The organism is Enterococcus rivorum, from assembly GCF_001742285.1.
Classification (GTDB): Bacteria; Bacillota; Bacilli; order Lactobacillales; family Enterococcaceae; genus Enterococcus_L; species Enterococcus_L rivorum.
Genome location: NZ_MIEK01000028.1, coordinates 1 through 20,927, shown reverse-complemented (window position 1 = coordinate 20,927; position 20,927 = coordinate 1). Strand labels below are relative to the sequence as shown.

21 protein-coding genes and 1 CRISPR repeat array are annotated in these 20,927 nt (G+C 35.2%); of the genes, 18 read left to right on the top strand and 3 right to left on the bottom strand.

Features of this window, described 5'->3' with window-relative positions; all coding sequences use genetic code 11:
• Positions 1 to 35 precede the first annotated feature (35 nt).
• Both BCR26_RS10325 and BCR26_RS18545 read right to left on the bottom strand, forming a co-directional pair.
• A complete protein-coding gene (locus BCR26_RS10325; RefSeq protein WP_069698908.1) occupies positions 36 to 329 on the bottom strand; it encodes a hypothetical protein in 294 nt (97 codons plus the stop codon).
• A 335-nt stretch (positions 330 to 664) separates the two neighbouring features.
• Positions 665 to 802 (bottom strand): hypothetical protein, encoded by a 138-nt coding sequence (locus tag BCR26_RS18545; RefSeq protein WP_169818885.1) that lies wholly within the window; start codon positions 800 to 802, stop codon positions 665 to 667.
• Positions 803 to 1,697: 895 nt separating this feature from the next.
• Here BCR26_RS18545 and BCR26_RS10320 point away from each other — a divergent pair.
• The 18 genes from BCR26_RS10320 (at position 1,698) to BCR26_RS10235 (ending at position 19,841) form a co-directional block, all read left to right on the top strand.
• Positions 1,698 to 3,044, top strand: a complete 1,347-nt coding sequence (locus BCR26_RS10320) for an energy-coupling factor transporter transmembrane component T family protein (RefSeq protein ID WP_139124929.1) — start codon at positions 1,698 to 1,700, stop codon at positions 3,042 to 3,044.
• A gap of 415 nt (positions 3,045 to 3,459) precedes the next feature.
• On the top strand, positions 3,460 to 3,858 hold the full coding sequence (locus BCR26_RS10315; RefSeq protein ID WP_069698906.1) for a hypothetical protein: 399 nt from the start codon (positions 3,460 to 3,462) through the stop codon (positions 3,856 to 3,858).
• Between the two features lie 80 nt (positions 3,859 to 3,938).
• Positions 3,939 to 5,096, top strand: a complete 1,158-nt coding sequence (locus BCR26_RS10310; protein WP_245341946.1) for an alpha/beta hydrolase family protein — start codon at positions 3,939 to 3,941, stop codon at positions 5,094 to 5,096.
• Between the two features lie 14 nt (positions 5,097 to 5,110).
• On the top strand, positions 5,111 to 5,425 hold the full coding sequence (locus BCR26_RS10305; RefSeq protein ID WP_084387113.1) for a hypothetical protein: 315 nt from the start codon (positions 5,111 to 5,113) through the stop codon (positions 5,423 to 5,425).
• Between the two features lie 16 nt (positions 5,426 to 5,441).
• Positions 5,442 to 5,705 (top strand): hypothetical protein, encoded by a 264-nt coding sequence (locus BCR26_RS10300; RefSeq protein WP_069698905.1) that lies wholly within the window; start codon positions 5,442 to 5,444, stop codon positions 5,703 to 5,705.
• 53 nt (positions 5,706 to 5,758) lie between these two features.
• A complete protein-coding gene (locus tag BCR26_RS10295) occupies positions 5,759 to 6,028 on the top strand; it encodes a hypothetical protein (protein ID WP_069698904.1) in 270 nt (89 codons plus the stop codon).
• A 357-nt stretch (positions 6,029 to 6,385) separates the two neighbouring features.
• Positions 6,386 to 7,711 carry a dGTP triphosphohydrolase gene (dgt, locus tag BCR26_RS10290; protein WP_069698903.1) on the top strand — a complete coding sequence of 442 codons (1,326 nt, stop codon included), beginning with the start codon at positions 6,386 to 6,388 and terminating at the stop codon, positions 7,709 to 7,711.
• Between the two features lie 17 nt (positions 7,712 to 7,728).
• Positions 7,729 to 8,883 carry a hypothetical protein gene (locus BCR26_RS10285; RefSeq protein ID WP_069698902.1) on the top strand — a complete coding sequence of 385 codons (1,155 nt, stop codon included), beginning with the start codon at positions 7,729 to 7,731 and terminating at the stop codon, positions 8,881 to 8,883.
• A gap of 248 nt (positions 8,884 to 9,131) precedes the next feature.
• A CRISPR array of direct repeats spans positions 9,132 to 10,386; the repeat unit is 33 nt; unit sequence GTCTAGCTCTGTTTAGAGCTAGGGGATTGAAAT.
• A 597-nt stretch (positions 10,387 to 10,983) separates the two neighbouring features.
• Complete coding sequence (locus tag BCR26_RS10280; protein WP_069697204.1) at positions 10,984 to 11,277, top strand: WXG100 family type VII secretion target; 294 nt, start codon at positions 10,984 to 10,986, stop codon at positions 11,275 to 11,277.
• Between the two features lie 198 nt (positions 11,278 to 11,475).
• On the top strand, positions 11,476 to 11,727 hold the full coding sequence (locus tag BCR26_RS10275) for a hypothetical protein (RefSeq protein WP_069698901.1): 252 nt from the start codon (positions 11,476 to 11,478) through the stop codon (positions 11,725 to 11,727).
• An 11-nt stretch (positions 11,728 to 11,738) separates the two neighbouring features.
• The gene (locus BCR26_RS10270) at positions 11,739 to 12,101 is read left to right on the top strand and encodes a hypothetical protein (RefSeq protein WP_069698900.1); all 363 of its coding nucleotides are present in this window, start codon (positions 11,739 to 11,741) and stop codon (positions 12,099 to 12,101) included.
• Complete coding sequence (locus BCR26_RS10265; RefSeq protein WP_069698899.1) at positions 12,092 to 13,558, top strand: T7SS effector LXG polymorphic toxin; 1,467 nt, start codon at positions 12,092 to 12,094, stop codon at positions 13,556 to 13,558. Before BCR26_RS10270 ends, BCR26_RS10265 begins: the two co-directional genes overlap by 10 nt.
• 2 nt (positions 13,559 to 13,560) lie before the next feature.
• Positions 13,561 to 14,034 (top strand): DUF2247 family protein, encoded by a 474-nt coding sequence (locus BCR26_RS10260; RefSeq protein ID WP_084387112.1) that lies wholly within the window; start codon positions 13,561 to 13,563, stop codon positions 14,032 to 14,034.
• 417 nt (positions 14,035 to 14,451) lie between these two features.
• Positions 14,452 to 14,754 (top strand): hypothetical protein, encoded by a 303-nt coding sequence (locus tag BCR26_RS10255; RefSeq protein ID WP_069698898.1) that lies wholly within the window; start codon positions 14,452 to 14,454, stop codon positions 14,752 to 14,754.
• A gap of 255 nt (positions 14,755 to 15,009) precedes the next feature.
• The gene (locus tag BCR26_RS10250) at positions 15,010 to 15,348 is read left to right on the top strand and encodes a nucleotide pyrophosphohydrolase (RefSeq protein ID WP_069698897.1); all 339 of its coding nucleotides are present in this window, start codon (positions 15,010 to 15,012) and stop codon (positions 15,346 to 15,348) included.
• A 289-nt stretch (positions 15,349 to 15,637) separates the two neighbouring features.
• Positions 15,638 to 16,141 carry an NADH-quinone oxidoreductase subunit NuoE family protein gene (locus BCR26_RS10245; RefSeq protein WP_069698896.1) on the top strand — a complete coding sequence of 168 codons (504 nt, stop codon included), beginning with the start codon at positions 15,638 to 15,640 and terminating at the stop codon, positions 16,139 to 16,141.
• Positions 16,142 to 16,209: 68 nt separating this feature from the next.
• Positions 16,210 to 18,087: an NADH-quinone oxidoreductase subunit NuoF gene (locus tag BCR26_RS10240; protein ID WP_069698895.1), complete on the top strand. Its 1,878-nt coding sequence runs from the start codon at positions 16,210 to 16,212 to the stop codon at positions 18,085 to 18,087.
• A gap of 11 nt (positions 18,088 to 18,098) precedes the next feature.
• Entirely contained in the window at positions 18,099 to 19,841 is a 1,743-nt protein-coding gene (locus tag BCR26_RS10235; protein ID WP_069698894.1) for an NADH-dependent [FeFe] hydrogenase, group A6, read from the top strand.
• A 249-nt stretch (positions 19,842 to 20,090) separates the two neighbouring features.
• Here BCR26_RS10235 and BCR26_RS10230 read toward each other — a convergent pair whose 3' ends face one another.
• A complete protein-coding gene (locus BCR26_RS10230; RefSeq protein ID WP_069698893.1) occupies positions 20,091 to 20,627 on the bottom strand; it encodes an ECF transporter S component in 537 nt (178 codons plus the stop codon).
• Positions 20,628 to 20,927 lie beyond the last annotated feature (300 nt).

Here is a 20,927-nt window from a genome sequence, read left to right as displayed (position 1 = left end):
CTGTTACTAAGAACTTCTTGGTAACAGGCTTATTTCTACTTCCTAATCAATCTTGGATCTACTTTCCGTCCTTGCCAGATCTTCTCCATCGTCTTTTCCTCACACTCCATCAAGCGATTAAACTCCATATAAAAAGCATGAAACAAATGAGCAGAGGCGTAATATTCCTTCACAATCTGTTTTTTATTAATATTCCCTGTTCGGTACATAAAGAAATTGTCTAGAACGGCCAAAGGTTGTTGCCAGGAGTGCAGGCGCTCCACACTGTTTTGTAAATCTAAAAGATCTTGATAGGGAATGGCTTTTAAATGCTGTGAGACTTTTTCCATTAATTTGACTCCTTTTCTTTTTTATTCATGTGTACAAAGTAATAAATGTTACGGGTAAAACCACTAATACCGCTGACAAATTCCTAGTAAGAGGAGCGTAACTGCTATTAAAGCCAATTTCACCTATAAAAAATGATCATTCCTCTAGAAATTTATAGGAAAATTGAGTACAATAAAGAAGCTAGTGCTCTTGTACTAGTATTTGGCAACTTGTTTGGATAGTTGATGCTGTCTGTGCAAGGCTTCGTCGTTTGGTTGGTGCCAAGCGATGAAGTGCCTTTTTTTTATTTTCATTTGATAGTCAGGAATTTTTACCTCCTTCCAATAAGTAAAAGTTATAAAACAGGATAGAAAAAAACGGTATCAGGAAAGCTCCCAATACCGTTAACAATAGCACCATGCTCTTTTTCGTTGAAATCGAAAAGAGAGCAGAACTCACCTTCATTTTTAACCTCTTTATCTCCGTTTTTCATTCCTTTTGTTTCAGAATAAATAAAACGCTACAAAGAACGATTTCCAAGAAAAACAAGCCTCAACTACAAAAATCTTCTAAGAACACAACTAAAAATAAAATCCAAAGAAGAGTGTACCTAGTAAGAAATTCAATGAATCGAAGTGCAACAAAGAAGCTAGCTTGTCTGAACTAGCGCTATTGGCAACTTGTTGGGCAGTTGATGCTGTCTCGACAAGCCTTCAAACAATCGGTTGGTGCCAATTGTTGAAGTGCCAATAATTTATATTCAATTTTATCGTTAAAGAATTTGCCGTTTTTATTTCTCTATCCTATTTGTCTAGTATAAACGATGAGGAAGGGAACAGGCAATAGCCTTTTGACCGTCATTTTCATTAAATAACACAGAAAACTATTCCCTTATATATAAGGAAAAATAACAGAAAAATGTTTGTTGCTGAAAAGAAATAAGGAGAGTTGATTGGACTTAAAAAAATGATTGTGACATACTAACATCATTGATATAATTAATTAAGAATTATTTTTAGGTAATATTTATTGTAATCTATTCTTAGATGAATGTAATGAGAAATGAAACATAATGGATTATGGAGGGAAAGTATATAAGGTAAGCGCGAGGAAAAAAGACAACAAAATTTAATTGTAGTAGAGAAATAATTAGTTAAGGGATTGAGTAAATTTTTGTAGATAGTTTAAAAATGGAATTTGAAAAGTCTGGTCGTAATAATAAAACTGGTTCCTATACTCTGCTTGTAAATATGATAAATCTGGAAGGAAAGTTACTAAGTTATTCCTTTAGTTTTTTGGGAAGAAGCAAATAGATTAGAAGAAAGAATAAATTAGACTTATAAATGGACACAAATAGTGAATAAAATACTTTAAAAGGATGTTTTATGGTGAAAATAATTAGAAAAGCGTACTTTAACCCACTTATTGTTTTTCTTTTGACATTAGGTTATGGATTACTTGAAATAGATTTTGGAGATACGGAAGGTCGAACAGCGTATGGCTGGCTATATATATTAATCATAATGTGGATTTTTGTGCTTTTATATCTTATTGCGTATATCCGTTTGGTTCGTTACATAGTAAGAATTGTAAAAAACAATCAAAGTCCGCTAGTTTATTTGATTAAGCCGCTGGTAATATTTTCGTTTGCTAGTGCTATTTCATTTTTTTCTGCTCCTTTTGAAATAATGTTTAGTTTATATGGTATAACGACATATAGTGGTGTCATTTTCGCTATTTCTGTTGTTGGGATAGCAATAACCGGGTATTTATTAGACAATGAAAAAGATATTTTTCACTTCAAAAATGATAAAAGCGTGACTAAATTTCTCCCAAGCTTAATAGCATTAGGAATAATCACAGCTCCTGTCTTAACGTGGTGGTCAATTAATGAAATAAATGAAACAAGGCAAGAAAAAGATTATCAACAAATTTTAGAAAAGGGTTATCAAGCTAAAGGAAAAAATTATGCTATTGAGATGATAAGTCAGTATAAACTTGGAAATGGAGACATACGTGTTGAGTATAAATTAAAGGACGGTGATTATGAAATTCCTGCTGGTGCAGAACTAAGAGTAAATCAGCAAGATTCATTTGACATAATTCAGAGTACTTTTGTTAGCCTTGAAATGGATTATACAAAACTTATGACTATTCAAGCTAATGATCAAGCTGGCCAAAATCTATTAAAAGCTTATGTTACCGAGATTGAAGCTGGTCTGAAGAAATTAGGAATCAGTAATGAATTTCAAGTTGAGAATAATTCAAACTCTATTTTTGAACATCCACATTTTTCTGCTATTTATTTAAATTGGGAGGAAGAAGCTTCTGCTGAATTAAAGCAATCTGTAGCTAAAGCAAAAAAATCTCATCAAATGAATCAACATGAATTTGGCGGTTGGGTCAGTTTAACAGCAGAGGACTTAATGCGATCAGGAATGTTAATACCAGAAATTACCGTTAAATATAATTGGGAATTAAACTCAGATTCTGAGGATTTAAGCTGGAGTGAAAGAGATACCTTACTTGAAAAAGTAGATACAAAGTTGATTTCTACAATTAATTATACAAATTTGAAGGATGGCAGTTACTTGTTGTCAGGATCAGAAGTGTATTTATTAATAGTTAAGGAAGGCAAGTTAGAAGGTGTGGGAGAAATACCTTCAAGGATTACTATTAGAGATAGTAAAGATACTAATTTTTCATCTTCCAGTGATTATACTAAATGGGAATAAGAAAAAAATTTTACAAAATATCTTAAATGGATAGTTATTTAATGACGACCGAATAAAGAAAAAAACTGTTCTTTTAGCTTTATAGAAAAAATTAAAGTAATGGATTCTAATGGCAAAGGGGAAAAGACACTGATTTTGCATACGAAACCAAAGAAAACCCATCCACAGATGTTTTTCAATCCATGGCAGTCGCTCCCATAGACCAAGAAGGAAATGACGATACATCAAAATACCTCTTCTCATCCTTTATAAAAGCTATTCATAAAACCATTGAATCATTGTTATAATTAAATTTCCTGTGGTTGAAAGTATCTAACTGCTTCTTTCATATATTTTACAAGGAAACAAGTACATAAAACAAATGATTGCATAGACAATAGAAATAGTAGGAATAAAAAAAACAGGTGGTGATCTATTGAAAAAGAAAAAATGGTGGTTAATAGAAGTTGCTGTGATTATTTTAAGCTTAGGGATTGGAGGGAAGTTTTATATGGATAAACGAGAAGAAGAAAAAAAGAAGGAGCAAATTAAGGTAGAACGTATGGCTTCTTTAGCACTAAAAAACACTTTTGAAAATGTGGAAAAAATAGAATTTGATGAAAATCAAGGGAAAAATAGCATGACAGGATCATATCGCTTTATCTTAACCATAACAAATATGCAAAAAGAAACATGTAGCTTCGATATTATTTATGTTGCAGGAGAGAAAAAATTAGAAAATTATGGTGTTGAAGATAGAAATGTTCAAAAAAAAGGTAGTACTCTTGAGTCAGTAAATGTAATTTATTCAAATGGCGAGGAAGATGTCTTATGATTATTAACGATAAAGATTTTAATAAACTTAGTGATGCTGCTTACTGGGTTGACCCAAACCATAAAGAATACTAAATAAATTTGGAAGAAGGTGCCGTTCGAGAGATTGGAGAAAAAGAATACAAAATCCTAAAAATCCTAAAAATCCAAGAAAACTCATCCACAGATGGTCTCCAAGCCATGGCGGTTGCTCCAATAAACAAACAAGGAACGGTTGATACTTCCAATATAATCATCGCCTACGCAGGCACCAATTCTTCTGATTTCAATGATTTAGAAACCGATCTCCGCACAGTTGGCGGCTTTTTTGATAAAACAGTTAGTCCGGGATTTTCTGTAGATTGCAGTCCTCAATGTATAGCGGGACAAGCAGAATCGGCTCTGGCCTTTGCAACTGAAATTCAAGGAACATATGATAACGCAACCATCACTACCACAGGACATTCTTTAGGTGAATATCTGGCTTTGCTAGTGGCGGCGGAAAATAAATTGCGCAATGTTGGTTTCAATGGGCCTGATCCTTACGATATTTTAAGTGTTGAAGCGAAAGATTGGTTAAAACGCAACCCAGGCATGTTGACGAATTATCGGAACCGTGGAGATGCTATCGGAAATTTAATGGGCAATGGCACAGGAGCCGAAATTAAAATTAGTTTGAGTTTAGGTTTGAATCCATTTCAAGGTGCGTTCCACAGCTTAGCTACTTGGAAATTTGATGCAAATGGAAAGCTTCTGATTCCCCAAAATGACTATAATCAACAAGCAGAGCTTTATATTTTGACAACTTTTGCGGCTAGTATGTCTGCGTTAGAAACGATAAAAGCAAAGTTCAAGGCAAGTGGTGGTGGCATTTCAGGAAATGAACAGATTTACTTAGATGATAGTCAAGCACGAATGGTTGTGAACACGGCTTCTCAAGCTATGAATGTGGTGCTGACAACTGTTCTTAAAATTTACAATGATGGCATGACAGAAGCGGAAGAATTGTGGCAAATGTGTTTAAGCCTAGCTAGAGGCTCTTCGTCAGACTTAAGTGATGGAGAAATGCGTAAAGCGTTGGATAGTGTAAGCTGTACTCAAAATCGAACAGTTCGTGAACCGACAGAAAAGTACCAACAAAAAATAATGAAAGCCCGCAAGTTAGCTGATAAATTTGAAAAACTAGCTAAAGAAATCAGCAATAAAATAGATGAATTAGTTCAAAGAGACCGAGAGTTAGCAAGACAATTATCGTTTTAAAGGAGAGAATCCATTTGTCTACAAGTGAAGAACAACTGATGGCTGATTACCGCCGAACCAGACAAGAACTGGAAGAACAAGAAGAAACTATTCAAAGTTTTAAAAGAAAAGGACGTCACTATATTGAAGAAAGCCAACAAAATCTGTGGCACCTTTTACAAAGAATAGCATTAGATAACGAATCTCTGAATGAGGCGCAAAGAGAATATCATTATTTAGAAGAATCTTATCTTGAAGTTTTAGACAAAGAAAGACGAAAAATTACACAAAAACAAGACGACGCAGAACAGGCTTACCGAAAAGCGTTGCGGAATCTAGACGAAAAATAATTATAGGAGAAAAAATATGTTTGACACCTTGGATAAACTTTGGAAAGAACTTCAAAAGAATGTACAAAAAGCAAATGTTCGAGCAATCGGGCGAGCAATCAATCAAAATACAGTTGCCAACAAAAATAAAGTCGAGAAAGCTGTGGGAGAAGCACTTAAAATAGCTAATGGCTCTCTTAAAAACACCCGTGTTAGTTTACAGCAATCTGTAAAAGGCCAGTTTGGCAAAAAAGTCACAGAAGTTTTTGAGCAACAGCAACAAACCTTGGATGATTTTTAGAGAATATTTTTCTAAATGTGGAGACGTTAACTTGTTACAGTAAGGAGAGTTATATGGAGCAAGATGAATTGGAACGAGCAAAAGAAAGACAAATAGAGCAAATCCGACAGTTAGCGCAAGAGACTGTTGCTAAAACTAAACAAAATAAAGAAAATGTAGAGAACGAATCAACTAAAATACTAAATAGAATGGAAGAGACATTATTAGACATGCAAAAATTAGTTCAGCAGTGGGATAGACAACAGTATCAACCCTCTGATAAAGAACAGCAACCTAATTTGCGATTAGCTCCAGATGAAAGAAAGCAAATTAAAAAAGAATAAACTTAGATACGATGGAGTTAAAAGGAACAACGACTAATAAAGTTTTTGAAATCGTATTAGGAAAATAATCTGTTTGAGAAATGAACTGACCTAAAACGGTATCAGCTAGCAATGGCTGATATCGCTATTTAGTTTGTCAAGATGAGGAAGTAGCAATGTTTTTATGTATAAAGATATTGTTTCAAAATAGAATTATTGATATAATTCATTTGTAAATGTTAAAAATAATATATAATTTCCTTATTAATCGGTATTAGAAAAGAGTTGTAGTGCTCCAAAATAATAAGGTGAACTCATTATGAGAATCAGAGCATTGGTATCAGTTTTAGAAGTAGTTATTTAACCCAAAAAGAGGAGATGAGAAGAAGTATGGAGTGGAATCAGTTGGTCAGTAATACTAGGGTACCTTCTTTTGGTACTAGTAAAGAAACGCTAGAAAATGTTTTTTCCAGTGATTATCGTCGAGTGGTTAAAAGTGATTCTTTTCGACGTTTGCAGGACAAGACACAAGTATTTCCTTTAGAAAGAAATGATTTTGTTCGAACGCGTTTAACCCATAGTTTGGAAGTTGCGATGCATGCGAGAGATTTATTGTCGGCAGTCATTAAAGGGTTGGGAAGAAAAGGGATCAAAATTAGCGAGCTAGACGAAAGTTTTCGACTTTTAGAAACAGCTGCACTCATTCACGATATTGGAAACCCACCGTTCGGTCATTTTGGAGAAGAAGCGATTCGGATTTGGTTTATTCAGAATGGTTCAGCCTTGCCTTGTTGGTCGGTGTTAACACCGCAACAACAAGCAGATTTTATTCATTTTGAAGGAAATGCTCAAACGATCAGGCTATTGACCAAAATACATGACGATAATGGTGCCTCTAGGCATGGGATGAAACTGGCGGCTTCAACAATGGATGCGGTTATCAAGTACACGGCTAATTCTATTGAGTTGGATAAAACGAACTTATTAACTAAAAAAGTTGGTTATTTTTATTCAGAGACAAAGGAATATAAACTTATTAAAGAAGCGACAGGAAGTATCGGAAAGAGACATCCACTTGTTTACATATTAGAAGCAGCAGATGACTTAGCTTACACCTTTTCAGATATCGAAGATGCCTATAATTATGGGTTTTATAGCTACAACGAGTTGGTTGCGTTTGTTAAAAAGACTGCTGAAATTGACCATTTGATAAAAGAAACGGAAACAGAAGCTGCTGAAATTCAACATTTTTTAAGAGAAGCTCAAAAGAAAGTTTACCAAAGTGCCAGTGCTATTTTTGTTGAAAACTACGCTGAAATTATGCAAGGGAATTTTGACAAAGAGCTGATTATTGAGAATTGTGAAGAAGTAAAATTATTTGAAGCGTTGAAAGCCTTTGCAATTGATAATATTTTTTCTGCAAAAGAGATTTTAGACCAAGAAGTACTAGGATTTAATATTATGAGTCGTTTACTGGATGAACTGGTACCTGTTGTGTTGAAATATGAAAAAGAAGAAATGAATCAATATGAAAAACGTTTGTTTAATAATATCCCTGAAAGTGCTGAAAAATTATTCAGTAAAGAGACACGTTTTTGTAGTGAAGACAAAAAAGACTACTATCGTTTAAAAATGGCTGTGGATTTTGTTTGTAACATGACGGATGGTTATGCGAAGAAATTACATGATCGTTTGTTTAGTTAGAGAGGAGTTGAAAAAACGTGACAGAAATTCTGATATATGTGATACCGGTATTGACAGTACTTATCAGCATGGCAGGGACTGTGTTCATTAATCATCGTAATATTCAAAACTCCAATATTTCAAATAGTCGCATTGAATGGTTGGCGGGATTGAAAGGTGAATTTGCTAGTTATAATGAAGTACTTTCTGAAATAAGAGAATGGATGAATGAAGGAAATGAGCAGAATATAGAGTCGATAAAAGAGTACCGGAAAAGATTGGAAAAATGTCGAATTAATATTTTGATGCGTTTCAAAGCGAGTGATTTTGAAGCGTATGCAATGGATCAAAAAGTAGCCGAATGCTTGAATCAATTTTATACAAAGCAATCTGTTTTGAAGAACGCTGATGATTGTGAAGCTTATCTATTTATCTTTATGAATGCGGTCAATCGCTATATTATTTCTGAAGTGAATAAGAATCAAAAAAAGCTATTAGAGCCGTCCAAACAAGAACAGGAAAATTTCATTATCAATGAAGTTACGATTAATATCTTAGCTGAAATCGTTGAGCAGTTTCAATTGTGCCTTGCTAAGTTAGAATGGATCAAAATAAAAAATGAATCACACTCTTTTTCATGGAGAAAAGAAAAATTTTCAAGTCAAGAAACACTGACTATTTTAAATAAAAATATCTATGAGCTAATTCAAGCCTACAAGAAAGAGCAAGAGCCAGAGAAGGAAGAAGAGGTTGAACTAGAAAAGAAAGAAGACGACGAAAATGAAGAGCTGTTGGAGAAGGCGAAAGAAATATTGGCGCAACATTCAACTGTTCCTAGTAAATTAACTCATATTTTAGCATTTTTAGATGAGCATTTTGAATTACCTACAAGTTTATTAACTTCCACAGAGAAAAGATACATTTATTCCATGGTTGAACCTGTCCACCCAAGTGGGAAGCCATTTTTTAACAAAAGTGAAGTAGATTTACAGAATGCAAAGAAAAAAGTTTATTTAGAAACTAATTTTAGTCAAGATTATGGCGATCGCATTGCTATGAGAATGGTCAAAAAGACAGAAGAGTTAGGAAAAAGAAGAGAATCTAGCCGAATTAAGCAGGAGATTAGCCAGTTAGGGAAGGAACAAATGGGCGCGAAACCGATTGCTAAATCATTGGAAACCATGATAAAATGAAATAGAAAGAGCTTTTCAGATTGAAGATTTGTTGAAAAAGGGTCAAGAGATTTTTAAGTATGAAATAAGTAGAATGAATCTAGAAAAATAAGTGCGAACCCCAAGTGCCCATAAAATCCCCAGGAGATTCGCACCAAAAATTCAAGAGAAACGATGGGAAAACAGTCTGTTTTCTCATTAAAATCTAATTTATTGATAATCAAAATGATAAAAAAGGAAAAAGGTTAAGGAAATAGACCTTTTTCACTGTCTAGCTCTGTTTAGAGCTAGGGGATTGAAATCCACAAGTCGCCTCTGGGGCTATCTGCGTCTAGGGTCTAGCTCTGTTTAGAGCTAGGGGATTGAAATCCATTTCTCGGGAGCATGTTCAGGGAGGTTTCTTGTCTAGCTCTGTTTAGAGCTAGGGGATTGAAATTATAACAGCTTTGTGTTTGTCCACGAATAATTTTAGTCTAGCTCTGTTTAGAGCTAGGGGATTGAAATATTTCTAGTTCGGGTTTCATTTTTCCCCTCCTTAATGTCTAGCTCTGTTTAGAGCTAGGGGATTGAAATCCCTCACACGTATATATGACGTGTACAGGCAGGCGTCTAGCTCTGTTTAGAGCTAGGGGATTGAAATATTCCAAGTGTCTGAAGGTTTTTTTAATACTTTGTCTAGCTCTGTTTAGAGCTAGGGGATTGAAATGTCAGCTCTAGCTTCGTCTACTAGAGCTGGGCTAGGGGTCTAGCTCTGTTTAGAGCTAGGGGATTGAAATTCACTAGCTTTTATGATTTGTTCTTTCATCCACTCTGTCTAGCTCTGTTTAGAGCTAGGGGATTGAAATTGCTTCGATAACGTCAGTTGAGCCGTCATTATGTTGTCTAGCTCTGTTTAGAGCTAGGGGATTGAAATACCTACAACAAGCTCTACGATTTAATGTATCAATGTCTAGCTCTGTTTAGAGCTAGGGGATTGAAATATACTCTGGCGGTGCTGTGTCGTCTCTGACAGTGGTCTAGCTCTGTTTAGAGCTAGGGGATTGAAATAGATTGTGAGCGTCTTAAATAAGTAAATTGTTCTTGTCTAGCTCTGTTTAGAGCTAGGGGATTGAAATTCAACGTATTCCTGTATTGTGTTGTAAAAAATAGTCTAGCTCTGTTTAGAGCTAGTGGATTGAAATTATCAACAAGCAATTGTTTTTTGACTATAATCGTGTCTAGCTCTGTTTAGAGCTAGGGGATTGAAATTAAATGGGATACTCTTTTTTCTAGTTCTGCGTATGTCTAGCTCTGTTTAGAGCTAGGGGATTGAAATATCTATGCGTTACTATTTAAATATACTTAATTCACCATGTCTAGCTCTGTTTAGAGCTAGGGGATTGAAATTTGGCATGAGTCTACAAGCAAATACGAATGCAAACAAAGTCTAGCTCTGTTTAGAGCTAGTGGATTGAAATTACTATTTGAAAATCTGTAGAATAAAAATCTAGGGTCTAGCTCTGTTTAGAGCTAGTGGATTGAAATTTATTATACGGTGGAAAGTCAAAAAATTCTTTGAGTCTAGTTCTGTTTAGAGCTAGTAAATTACTTTCTATATTTCCAATACCTATTGAATATAGCTAGTACTTAGAATACAGAAAAAATGTTTAAAAATGATTGGAGATTGAATTCTTCATCTCTAGATTAAAAAAAATTTATTAGATATATCTATTGATTTTGAAGAATAATGATAGGATAAAGGTGTTTAAAAAAATCAATGAAATGTTAAGAGGAAAATCAAATAATAAATGACGAAGGGATAGTATTAGCGAAAAAGCTTGATGCTGTTCTGTTTTTTTAGTTACCCAAGACAGATGCGTTGCTATATTTATAAAAAATAAAATGTTATTAATGTAAAAAATTCAGAAAAGATGTTGTTTAAAAAAGGCCGATTGGCTTTAGTCTAGGTACTCTTAATTTAAAGTGATTTTTTACAAATTTTAAATAAATATTATTTTAAGTAAAAAAAGAAAATAAATAATTTTATAATTAACGTTGTGCATCTATGTAATTATTGATATGATTAAATCAGAATCATTTTCAATGTTACATAGTTTTTATTTTATTATTGGAGGAAAAAGAATGGCACAAATTAAATTATCACCAGAAGAATTAGAAACATCTGCTACAAAATACACGCAAGGGTCAGAAGAAATTTTAACAGTATTATCTAACCTTGAGAGAGAACAAGAGGCTATCCGTTCCAACTGGGAAGGAAGCGGGTTTGAAAGCTTTGATAACCAATTTGTAGAATTACAACCTAAGATTCGTGAGTTTGGTGAATTATTAGAACAAATCAACCAACAGTTACGTTCTGTGGCGCAAATTATGCGTGATACGGATAACGATATTTCACAAGCGATTAATAATCGTTAATTCTTTGTGAAGATTGTAGGCGAAGAAAAAGCAACGTTCTTCGCCTTTTTCGCTTATTTCTACAGGGGATAACTTAAAAGTAGGTTAGAAATACATAGAATATAGAATTAGTAGAGTGATGAAGTGGAGTAAATGATTGGAATAACTAGTTGTTTTGATTAGCACCAAAAAAGGAATGGTAAGGAGTGAAAACACTGTATGGGAACTATTGCTTCAGATATAGGAACTGCTACAGCAGCAGTTGGCGGCCTTCAATCTGTTTCAGTGAACAAAGGGCAACAAGTAACGTTAGGAACAAGTACTGTCGCGAGTATGAAAGCAGGGGCTGAATTAAGTAATCAACTATTATCCAACCTGTCTGATTTAGTGGAATGTGTAAAAGAGCAAAGTCAAAGTTTTCCTAAAATTGCTGAAATGATTGCGATTGAAGATAGTAAAATCAATTTCTAAGGAGTATTGTCATGGGTAAGAATAGTAATGATTTGGAAAGGGCTAAATATGACCGCTTAATACTGGAAAAAGAGACGGTGGCAGATGACTTAAAAGATGAGAGCCGAAAAATGCAAGAATGTCTATCTGATTTGAGGGAAGACCTGCAAAGGGGATACAGGGAATTACGCATGTTACTTGAAGAGGAGAGCTATGAAGGAGATCGTGAAAGTCTTCGGCTACAAAGAGAAAATGACGCGCAAGAGCAACTGTTTCGGCATCGTTTAGAAGAAATGGACGAGCAAATCTCAGAAGAATATCAGTCAGAAGCCAGAAAAATAGAGAATGAAAAAGAAGAATTATACAGAAAAAGGGGTGATATTCCTTGGGATTGATCTATTCGAGTTCCGATTCCAGTAGCCTAATCAATGGGCTAAAAGCAAATCTGAACAGCGGGAAAGAGGTAACGGAACAATTAAAGTCAGGCAGTCAAAAAGTGATTGCTGCTGTCGATGGAAAAACGTTATCAGGAGCAGCTTATACGGCTGGAAAAGGATTATTTAGTGAATTAATTCTTCCTACTATCAGTAAGGTGACTACAGCAATTGATAATGTAGAGCAAGAATTACAGCAGTATACAACTGCTAACGGTAAGATAGCTGGCGAAGGAAATTTAGATGAAGATAAGCTAAACCAACAAATAACAATCAAAAAATCAATGAAAGCTTCTGTGGAAGCATCAGCAGTAGTCGCAAGAGCGTTGTCACGAATGAATCCAGTGGCTAACATTCTAGATTCATTGTTAAACATTCAGAAAAATTTGAATCAGATGGCGGAGAGTTTAGAAGAGGACATTCGAGAATTAGAGGATAAGCTAGAAAAGTTAAGAGAATTTTCAGCAGAAACAAGTGGTCTATTTACGAATAGCTTAAGTGATATGAAGTTAGCAATGCAAGGCATTCTTGTCTTGAATAACACAATCGTAAATAAAGATGGAACGTATCAATTACCAGTGGGTACAGATATTCATTGGTTTAAACAATTAAAAAAACAGAGTGAGCTTGATCGAATCATTGGTAAGGAGAGACCGCCGAATGTGGGGAATCGAGAATACAAACTAATTGATTTAGGATATGGTAAAATATGGTGTTGGGTTGAAAAAGGGAAAAATGTTGCGACAGCAGAAGATGTTAGAGTGACACTAGCTTATAATGAATGGCTAAGCCGAATGGTGGATAAATATGGATTGAGTTTCATTCAAGGTGAACGTCCAAAAGGCATAGATGAATTATTCTATGAACAAAACGCTACCTTAATAAAGGAGTTAGCAACAGGGATTGATAGTGTAACCGGAAAGAAATTAAGCACTGTCGAAAAACTTGAGAAAGCATCCTTATTAGCAAATGGAATGATTACAATCGGCGTAATGGTAAAAGGTGTTCTCAATGTAGGAAAAACACAAAATCCTAAGTCTGTTAAACCCAATAAGAAAGCCAGTGGGGCTGATACAACTGCTAAAGACTTGTCTCAATTTGAAAAGCTAAAAGGAGAATATGCTTCTAAAGAAATACCTAATGCTGATAGAATTGGTAGTGGGTTAAAGGATGACCCAAGCCATAGAGCTGCAAGTTTTATAACAGAAGAACAACTTGCAAAAGGAAGAGTTACAAGTTTTACTGGTAGTGATAATAAATCTTACTCTATGCTTCAAACAAAAGGAAATCTTAATGGACTAGATGGCATATATGAGTATATTTTAGATTCAACTGGAAAAATAACTCATCAAAGATTTATTGAAGGTGGCAGAATCACAGGTTTTCCAAATCAAAAAGTTCCTAAAGGAGGATATTAAATATGAGCAACAATTATGATTTTTTTAGTTTTTCTCAAACAAAAACTAGCTGGAGCTGGCAAGAAATACTATATGGAATGGAGAACAAAATAATTACTCGAAGTGAGGTTATAAATTTTGCTACACATATTCTTGATGAAGGCATATTAGGGTTTGATTGGGTACTAAAAATAGCGATAGCTGATGAATATGAAGATATTTTACCGTATATCCATGAATTGATTAATTTAGAAGATAGTGAAGATAATAGCATGATACAAGACAAATGGAGATACGTTATTTTGAAAGAATTATATTCTAAGAAATCTACTTACGAAGATTTTAACGAAAAAGTTGAAGAAGTCTATGCTGATTTTGATTATCCAGAAGACATGGCTGGATTTATTGGATATATGCCTTCGGTAGCTGGAAAAAGTATGGAAGAATCTTGGCAAGAATATTTAACTAGTTCTGAGGAAAAATTTGAAAATAAATAGAAAAAGGCACTCTACTTCTCAATTGGTGTTGAGAAAGCAGAGCCTTGAATAGTAAGTCCAATCTCACCAATCAGGTTGCCAATAGCTAACAAAAAGCTAACTGTATTTATTGTACAAAAATTTAAAGAACTTCTCTTTTTCCGTATGTATATTCAGTATGCAGTAATTTTAGTTAAAAAATGCAAAACTATAGAAATGGTATAAGTGAATAAGCAATCACCTATGATGAACATTTATCTATCAATCTTCTTTCAGGAACTAGTGGCAGCTCAAGAGATATTCAATATTAAACTGGCGGTGAGTCGGATTGGAGATTTACCATACCATATTATAGATTGTCTTCTTCAAGATGTGTAAATTGAAAGAAGTGTTGAGTGAATTTAGTAAATATTTTATCTAATTAATAGGAGTTGAATGATGGATCATCTGACAATAGAAACACTTTATTTGGAATTAAAAGAAAGAAAACCAGACTACGTTATTACTGGTAAGATTGTTACTAGAATTTCTGAACTAATCAAGTATTGTCCTTCCAACCAAGAAACGTTTATTTGGTTTTTAGGAGGGCCTATATTTTGGCTGATTAGCTGGAATGTGAACAGAAAATTATATAAAGCAAACAATATATCAACACTTGAAAAGAGAATAATAGCGATTTTAGCTAATTATGAAGTAACATTTAAAAACGGTTATTGTGTCATGATAAAAAAAGAAATATAAACAAGTAAATGAAGTTTGCTTCAAAAAAGTAAAATTTGACGAATAAATAGTGTTAGTGACGGAGCAACTACAAAAATATAGGGCTATCTTGCCAGACTCAAAGAAGTGAAGCGGAAATTTCCTAGACGCAAATAAAACAGCAATTGATTTTATGTAGAGAAAGACCACTTTTTCGAAAAAAGTGATAAAATAAAAGTACATTGTGTTTTGGGTTAAATAGTCAGTAACATGTAACAAATAAAGGGAGTGACGAAAATGAGCAATTCAAGTAGCAGTATGGAGAAAGTAAATCAATTTCGAGACGATCGTGAGTGGCGGCAGTTTCACAATGAAAAAGATTTAGCCATTTCTATTTCTCTTGAAGCGTCTGAATTATTGGAATTATTTCAATGGAAAAATCCAGAGGAGGTAACAGCTACCAAACTTGAACGAATTAAGGAAGAGCTTGCGGACGTCCTAATTTATTCATATATGTTAGCAGACAATCTGAATCTTAATATTGATGAGATAATTGAAGCTAAATTAGTTAAAAATAATGAGAAATATCCAGTTAGTAAAAGTAAAGGAAACAATGAAAAGTATACAGAATATTAAAGAATTTAAATCGTAAAACTAGGTGCATGAGATAGGTGTGCTTAGTTTTTTCGTTATTGATTTTATCTTATAAAAAAGTTGGCTCGATTCTAACAAAAATTATTTTGTGAAAAAGATTTTTTTTGTTATCCGAATTTCAACTAAAAGAAGTTATTTTTGTTATAATTTGAATTAGAAAGAATGTAAGCGGTATCTTTTTTATTTGATTTTTATTGTGAAAAAATGAGCAAGAAGGATTTTTTTACAAAAAAGATAGAAGCTCAATTGAGGAAGGAGGGTGTGAAAATACATGAGTGTAGCAGAAACAGTATTTGAATTTATTGAGACTGAGAGTCAAGCGGAGGAATTTCAAGAGAGTTTACGACATTTAGTTGGACAGCAAGGGGCACAAATGCCTGCATTACAAGAAGCACAGAGAATCTATGGGTATTTACCGCTGGAGGTTCTTGAACGGATTTCAAGGGCTTTGCAGCTACCGTTAGAACAGCTTTATAGTACGGCGACTTTTTACACGCAGTTTTCGTTTGTGACAAAGGGGAAATATACGATTAGTGTTTGCATGGGAACGGCTTGTTATGTCAAGGGAGCAGGGGATATTTTGGATTCTTATGCAACGGAATTGAAGATTAAACCAGGAGAAACGACCTCAGATCGGAAATTTACGTTAGAGTCTTGTCGGTGTATTGGGGCTTGTGGCTTAGCGCCGGTGCTTACGGTGAATGAAGAGGTATATGGTCGTTTAACGAAGAAAAAAGCGGACAAAGTGCTGGTAACTTATCAAAAAAATGAATAGATAAAAAGATTTTCAGAAGTAATTGTTGTTGTGGCGAAAGGGTTTGAAAGAGTCAGGAGCAAAAACTTATGGAAAATTGGAATCAATTAAAAGAATTGAGAGACGTTTATCGTCAAAATGTTAAGATGCGGTTAGAAGAGGGAGCAGCAATTGACCCGCCTTTTGAAAAAGAAATGATGATTTGTGCGGGAACAGGTTGTATTTCTTCTAAAAGTGATGCTTTTATTCAATCGTTAAAAGAAGAATTGGCTAAAAATGAATTGTCGGAGAAAGTGAACTTGGTTTCTACAGGTTGCTTTGGTTTGTGTGCCCAAGGTCCGATTGTCATTATTTATCCAGAAGGTGTTTTTTACCATCAAGTGAAACCGAAAGATGCCAAGAAGATTGTGGAACAGCATCTAATGAAGGGAGAGTTGGTAGAGAAGCTTCTTTATCATGACCATGAAACGCAAGAAATCATCAATAAATTAATGGACACACCGTTTTATCATAAGCAAAAACGAGTAGCCTTGCGAAATTGTGGTCGAATTGATCCGGAAAAAATTGAAGAGTATATTGCTTTCGATGGGTATCAAGCTTTGTCTGAAGTTATCAATAATTGTTCTAGAGAAGATGTATTAGAAATTTTAAAAGCCTCAGGCATACGTGGTCGTGGCGGTGCTGGCTTTCCGACGTTTATGAAGTGGTCGTTTGCAAAAGAAAGTCCTTCCGATCAAAAGTATGTGATTTGTAATGCAGATGAAGGAGATCCGGGGGCTTTTATGGATCGTTCTGTTTTGGAAGGAGATCCTCATGCTGTGATTGAAGCAATGGCGATTGCCGGGTATACGATTGGCGCGACGCAAGGATATGTATACGTTCGAGCAGAATATCCGATTGCGGTGAAGCGATTGCGGATTGCCATGGAACAAGCTCAGAAGGTGGGGTTGTTAGGGGAAAATATTTTAGGTAGTGACTTTTCGTTTCATTTGGATTTACGTTTAGGTTCAGGAGCTTTTGTTTGTGGGGAAGAAACTGCGTTGCTTGAAAGTATTGAAGGGCATCGAGGGGAACCACGACCACGACCGCCGTTTCCAGCAGTGAAAGGTCTTTTTGGCAAGCCTACGATTGTCAATAATGTAGAAACTTACGCGAATATTCCGCAAATTATTTTGAAAGGACCGGATTGGTTCGCTAATATCGGAACGGAAAAATCAAAAGGTACGAAAGTCTTTGCTTTGGGTGGAAAAATACAAAATACTGGGTTAGTAGAGATTCCAATGGGGACAACGCTTAGAGAAGTTGTCGAAGAAATCGGCGGTGGGATTCCAGATGGTAAAGAATTTAAAGCCGCTCAAACAGGTGGGCCTTCTGGTGGTTGCATTCCAATTGAACATTATGACATCCCGATTGATTATGATAACTTGTTAGAGATTGGCTCAATGATGGGTTCTGGCGGACTAATCGTGATGGATGAAGACAACTGTATGGTTGATATTGCAAAATTCTTTTTAGAGTTTACTGTCGAAGAAAGCTGTGGTAAATGTGTTCCTTGTCGAATTGGGACAAAGCGTTTATTAGAGATTTTGGAAAAAATTACTCTTGGTAAAGCAACGATGGAAGATTTGGATAAAATGGAAGCTCTTTGTTTCCATGTAAAAGAGAATTCTCTTTGTGGGTTAGGACAGACAGCACCGAATCCAATTCTTTCAACCTATCACTATTTTAAAGAAGAGTATATCGCCCATGTTGTCGAAAAACGATGTCCAGCTGGCGTTTGTAAAAATCTAATTTCTTATGAGATTTTAGAAGAAGAATGTATCGGTTGTACGGCATGTGCTAAGAAATGTCCAGTTGCTGCAATCAGTGGTGAAATCAAGAAGCCTCATCAAATCGATCAGGCTATTTGCATTAAATGTGGTGTTTGTCTGGATACTTGTCGCTTCCATGCGATAAGCGTAGGGTAGGAGGTGGAGAGATGAAAGAAGTTATGATTACAATCAATGGGAAAAGTTGTACAGCACCTGAAGGATCGACCATTTTAGAAGCGGCACGAGTGAATAATATTGAGATTCCAACGCTCTGCTTTTTAAAAGAAATTAATGAAATCGGTGCTTGTCGGATGTGTGTTGTAGAAGTAGAAGGAGCAAAAAATCTTGTGACATCCTGCGTCTATCCTATCAAAGAAGGCATGGAGATTGTGACGAATTCAGAAAGAGTTTTCCATTCAAGGAAAATAAATCTAGAATTAATCCTCTCGACACATGAACGTAAGTGTCTTTCTTGTATCCGTAGTGGAAATTGTGAACTGCAGAAGCTCTGTAAAGAGTTTAACGTGGATGATGAAGATTACTATAATGGGGAAAATTGTACGTATGAATTTGATGATACTTCTGTCCATATGTATCGAAATAATAATAAGTGTATTTTATGTAAACGGTGTGTGGCGGCTTGTTCAAAATGGCAAGCAGTCGGAGTGATTGGCGCAAATAATCGGGGCTTTAAAACCCATATTGGGAGTGCCTATGAACAAAGCTTAGGCGACGTGCCATGTATTTCTTGCGGTCAGTGTATTGTGGTTTGCCCAACAGGTGCGATTGCGGAAAAAGATCAAACCAAAGAAGTTTGGTCAGCATTGGAAGACCCAACGAAACATGTAATCGTACAAACAGCGCCGTCTACTCGAGTCACTTTAGGCGAAGCGTTTAATCTTCCGATTGGAACTAACGTTGAAGGGAAAATGGTTGCATCTTTACGTCGTTTAGGTTTTAATCAAGTCTTTGATACAAATGTAGCGGTTGATTTTACAATTATGGAAGAAGCCAATGAGTTTTTAGAACGAGTTAAGAACGATGGACCGTTTCCAATGTTTACGTCTTGTTCGCCTGGTTGGGTAAAATATTGTGAAGCCTATCATCCAGAACTAATCCCAAATCTCTCCAGTTGTAAATCGCCGCAACAGATGTTTGGCGCTTTAGCAAAAACATGGTATGCAGATAAGATGAAATTAGATCCTAAAGATATTTTTGTCGTAGGTATTATGCCTTGCACTGCGAAGAAGTTTGAAGTTACTCGAGATGATGAAGCTGCAGCAGGTGTTTCGGACGTCGATGTTGCGTTAACGACAAGGGAATTAGCGCGGATGATTGAAAAAGCTGGGATTCGTTTCACCGAGTTAGCAGATGAAACATTTGATGATCCATTGGGAGCAGCAACAGGTGCAGGCTATATTTTTGGAGCGTCAGGGGGTGTGATGGAAGCGGCATTAAGAACGGCTAGTGAGGTGTTAGCAGGGCATGAAACAGAAGCTATAGAGTTTGATGAAGTCCGTGGTATGGAAGGAATTAAAGAAGCTTCCTATGAAATGAGCGGTGTTATGATTAAAGTAGCTGTTGCTTCTGGAATTGCTAATGCTAAAAAGCTGATTGAAAAGATTGAATCAGGCGAGGAAAAGTATCATTTTGTTGAAATAATGGGCTGTCCAGGTGGTTGCATTAATGGTGGCGGGCAACCCGTACAACCAGCTTCCATACGAAATTTTGTGGATTTGAAAGCGAAGCGGGCAGCGGCTCTTTATAAAGAAGATAAAGGTAAAGGTTTGCGAAAATCCAATAATAGTCCGATTGTGAAGACCGTCTATCAAGAATTTTTAGGACAACCTGGTGGTGAAAAAGCTCATCAAATTCTACACACAAGCTATCATAGTCGTTCGCAGTTTTAGTAAGTGATAGGGGAAAAAAACTGGTTAAGATACTCATTCTTTAAGAATGACATCCTGGCCAGTTTTTTCTTGAGAAAGAGGAGTATGTTTAAAGGGTGTTTAAAAACTTCAGCGATGAATCATTTCACGAATTGTCTGCAATTCATTGTCATAAAACCATTCTTATACATCTCTTAAGCTGTATTTTTCACTAGATTTAAACACAATTCCTTGAAATATTTGGATTTTACTATTGTTTTCAGACATACCCTAGTTTCTTTTTAATGCTTTTGTCAACATCGGTAAAATCATAGTGGCAAGGATTCCACCAATGACAGCGGTAATGAGCTGTGGATAAGAAAAGGCGGCAGAAACTATCTTTGCTTGTGGTTCAGGCATTTGTAGAACGACCGGAACGACGAATTTTACAATAGCAAAGTATAAGAAGGTAAATTTGAACAAAGCGGCTACGATCGTTGCTACTAAATAAATAGATAGACTATTTTCTCGTTTTTTTCCGACAATAAATGACCAACAAAAGACTAGTAACGCATTTCCGATGGCAATGCAGACAACGATTTGCCAAAAAATAGGTCCAATCCCAAAGAAATAAGCAAAAAGTGGCGATAAGAGTGCGACAGCTAATCCACTAGATAAGCCAGCGATTACAACAGAGACAATCAAAATTAAATTTACTAAAGAGCCTGTAATAAAAGTATTACCGAAGCCGGCTGTCACTGCTTGTACAGCAATTAATAAAGTCAGTAAAATAGCCGTTTGAGTAATCCAAAGCGCTTTTCGATTCATAGAAACCCTTCTTTCTTAAAAATAAGTTTTGATTTTCTGGAACAAAAGGTAGTAACAATTAAATTGCTCAATAGATCACAATTTGATTCGGGGATTGATTTTGATTCCGCTTACAAACTATTATACGTCAGTTATTCTCTAATTTAAATAACTTATTTTAAGAAAATAAGTTATTTAAATTAGATGGAAATTTTGTTGAAACTGAGAGTGGGACAATAGTCAGAAATACATCTGATTGTTGCCTCACTTTTTTGATTTCTAAAAAAAGAGAATGTTCCGTTTAAAAAACAAGAGGGATCA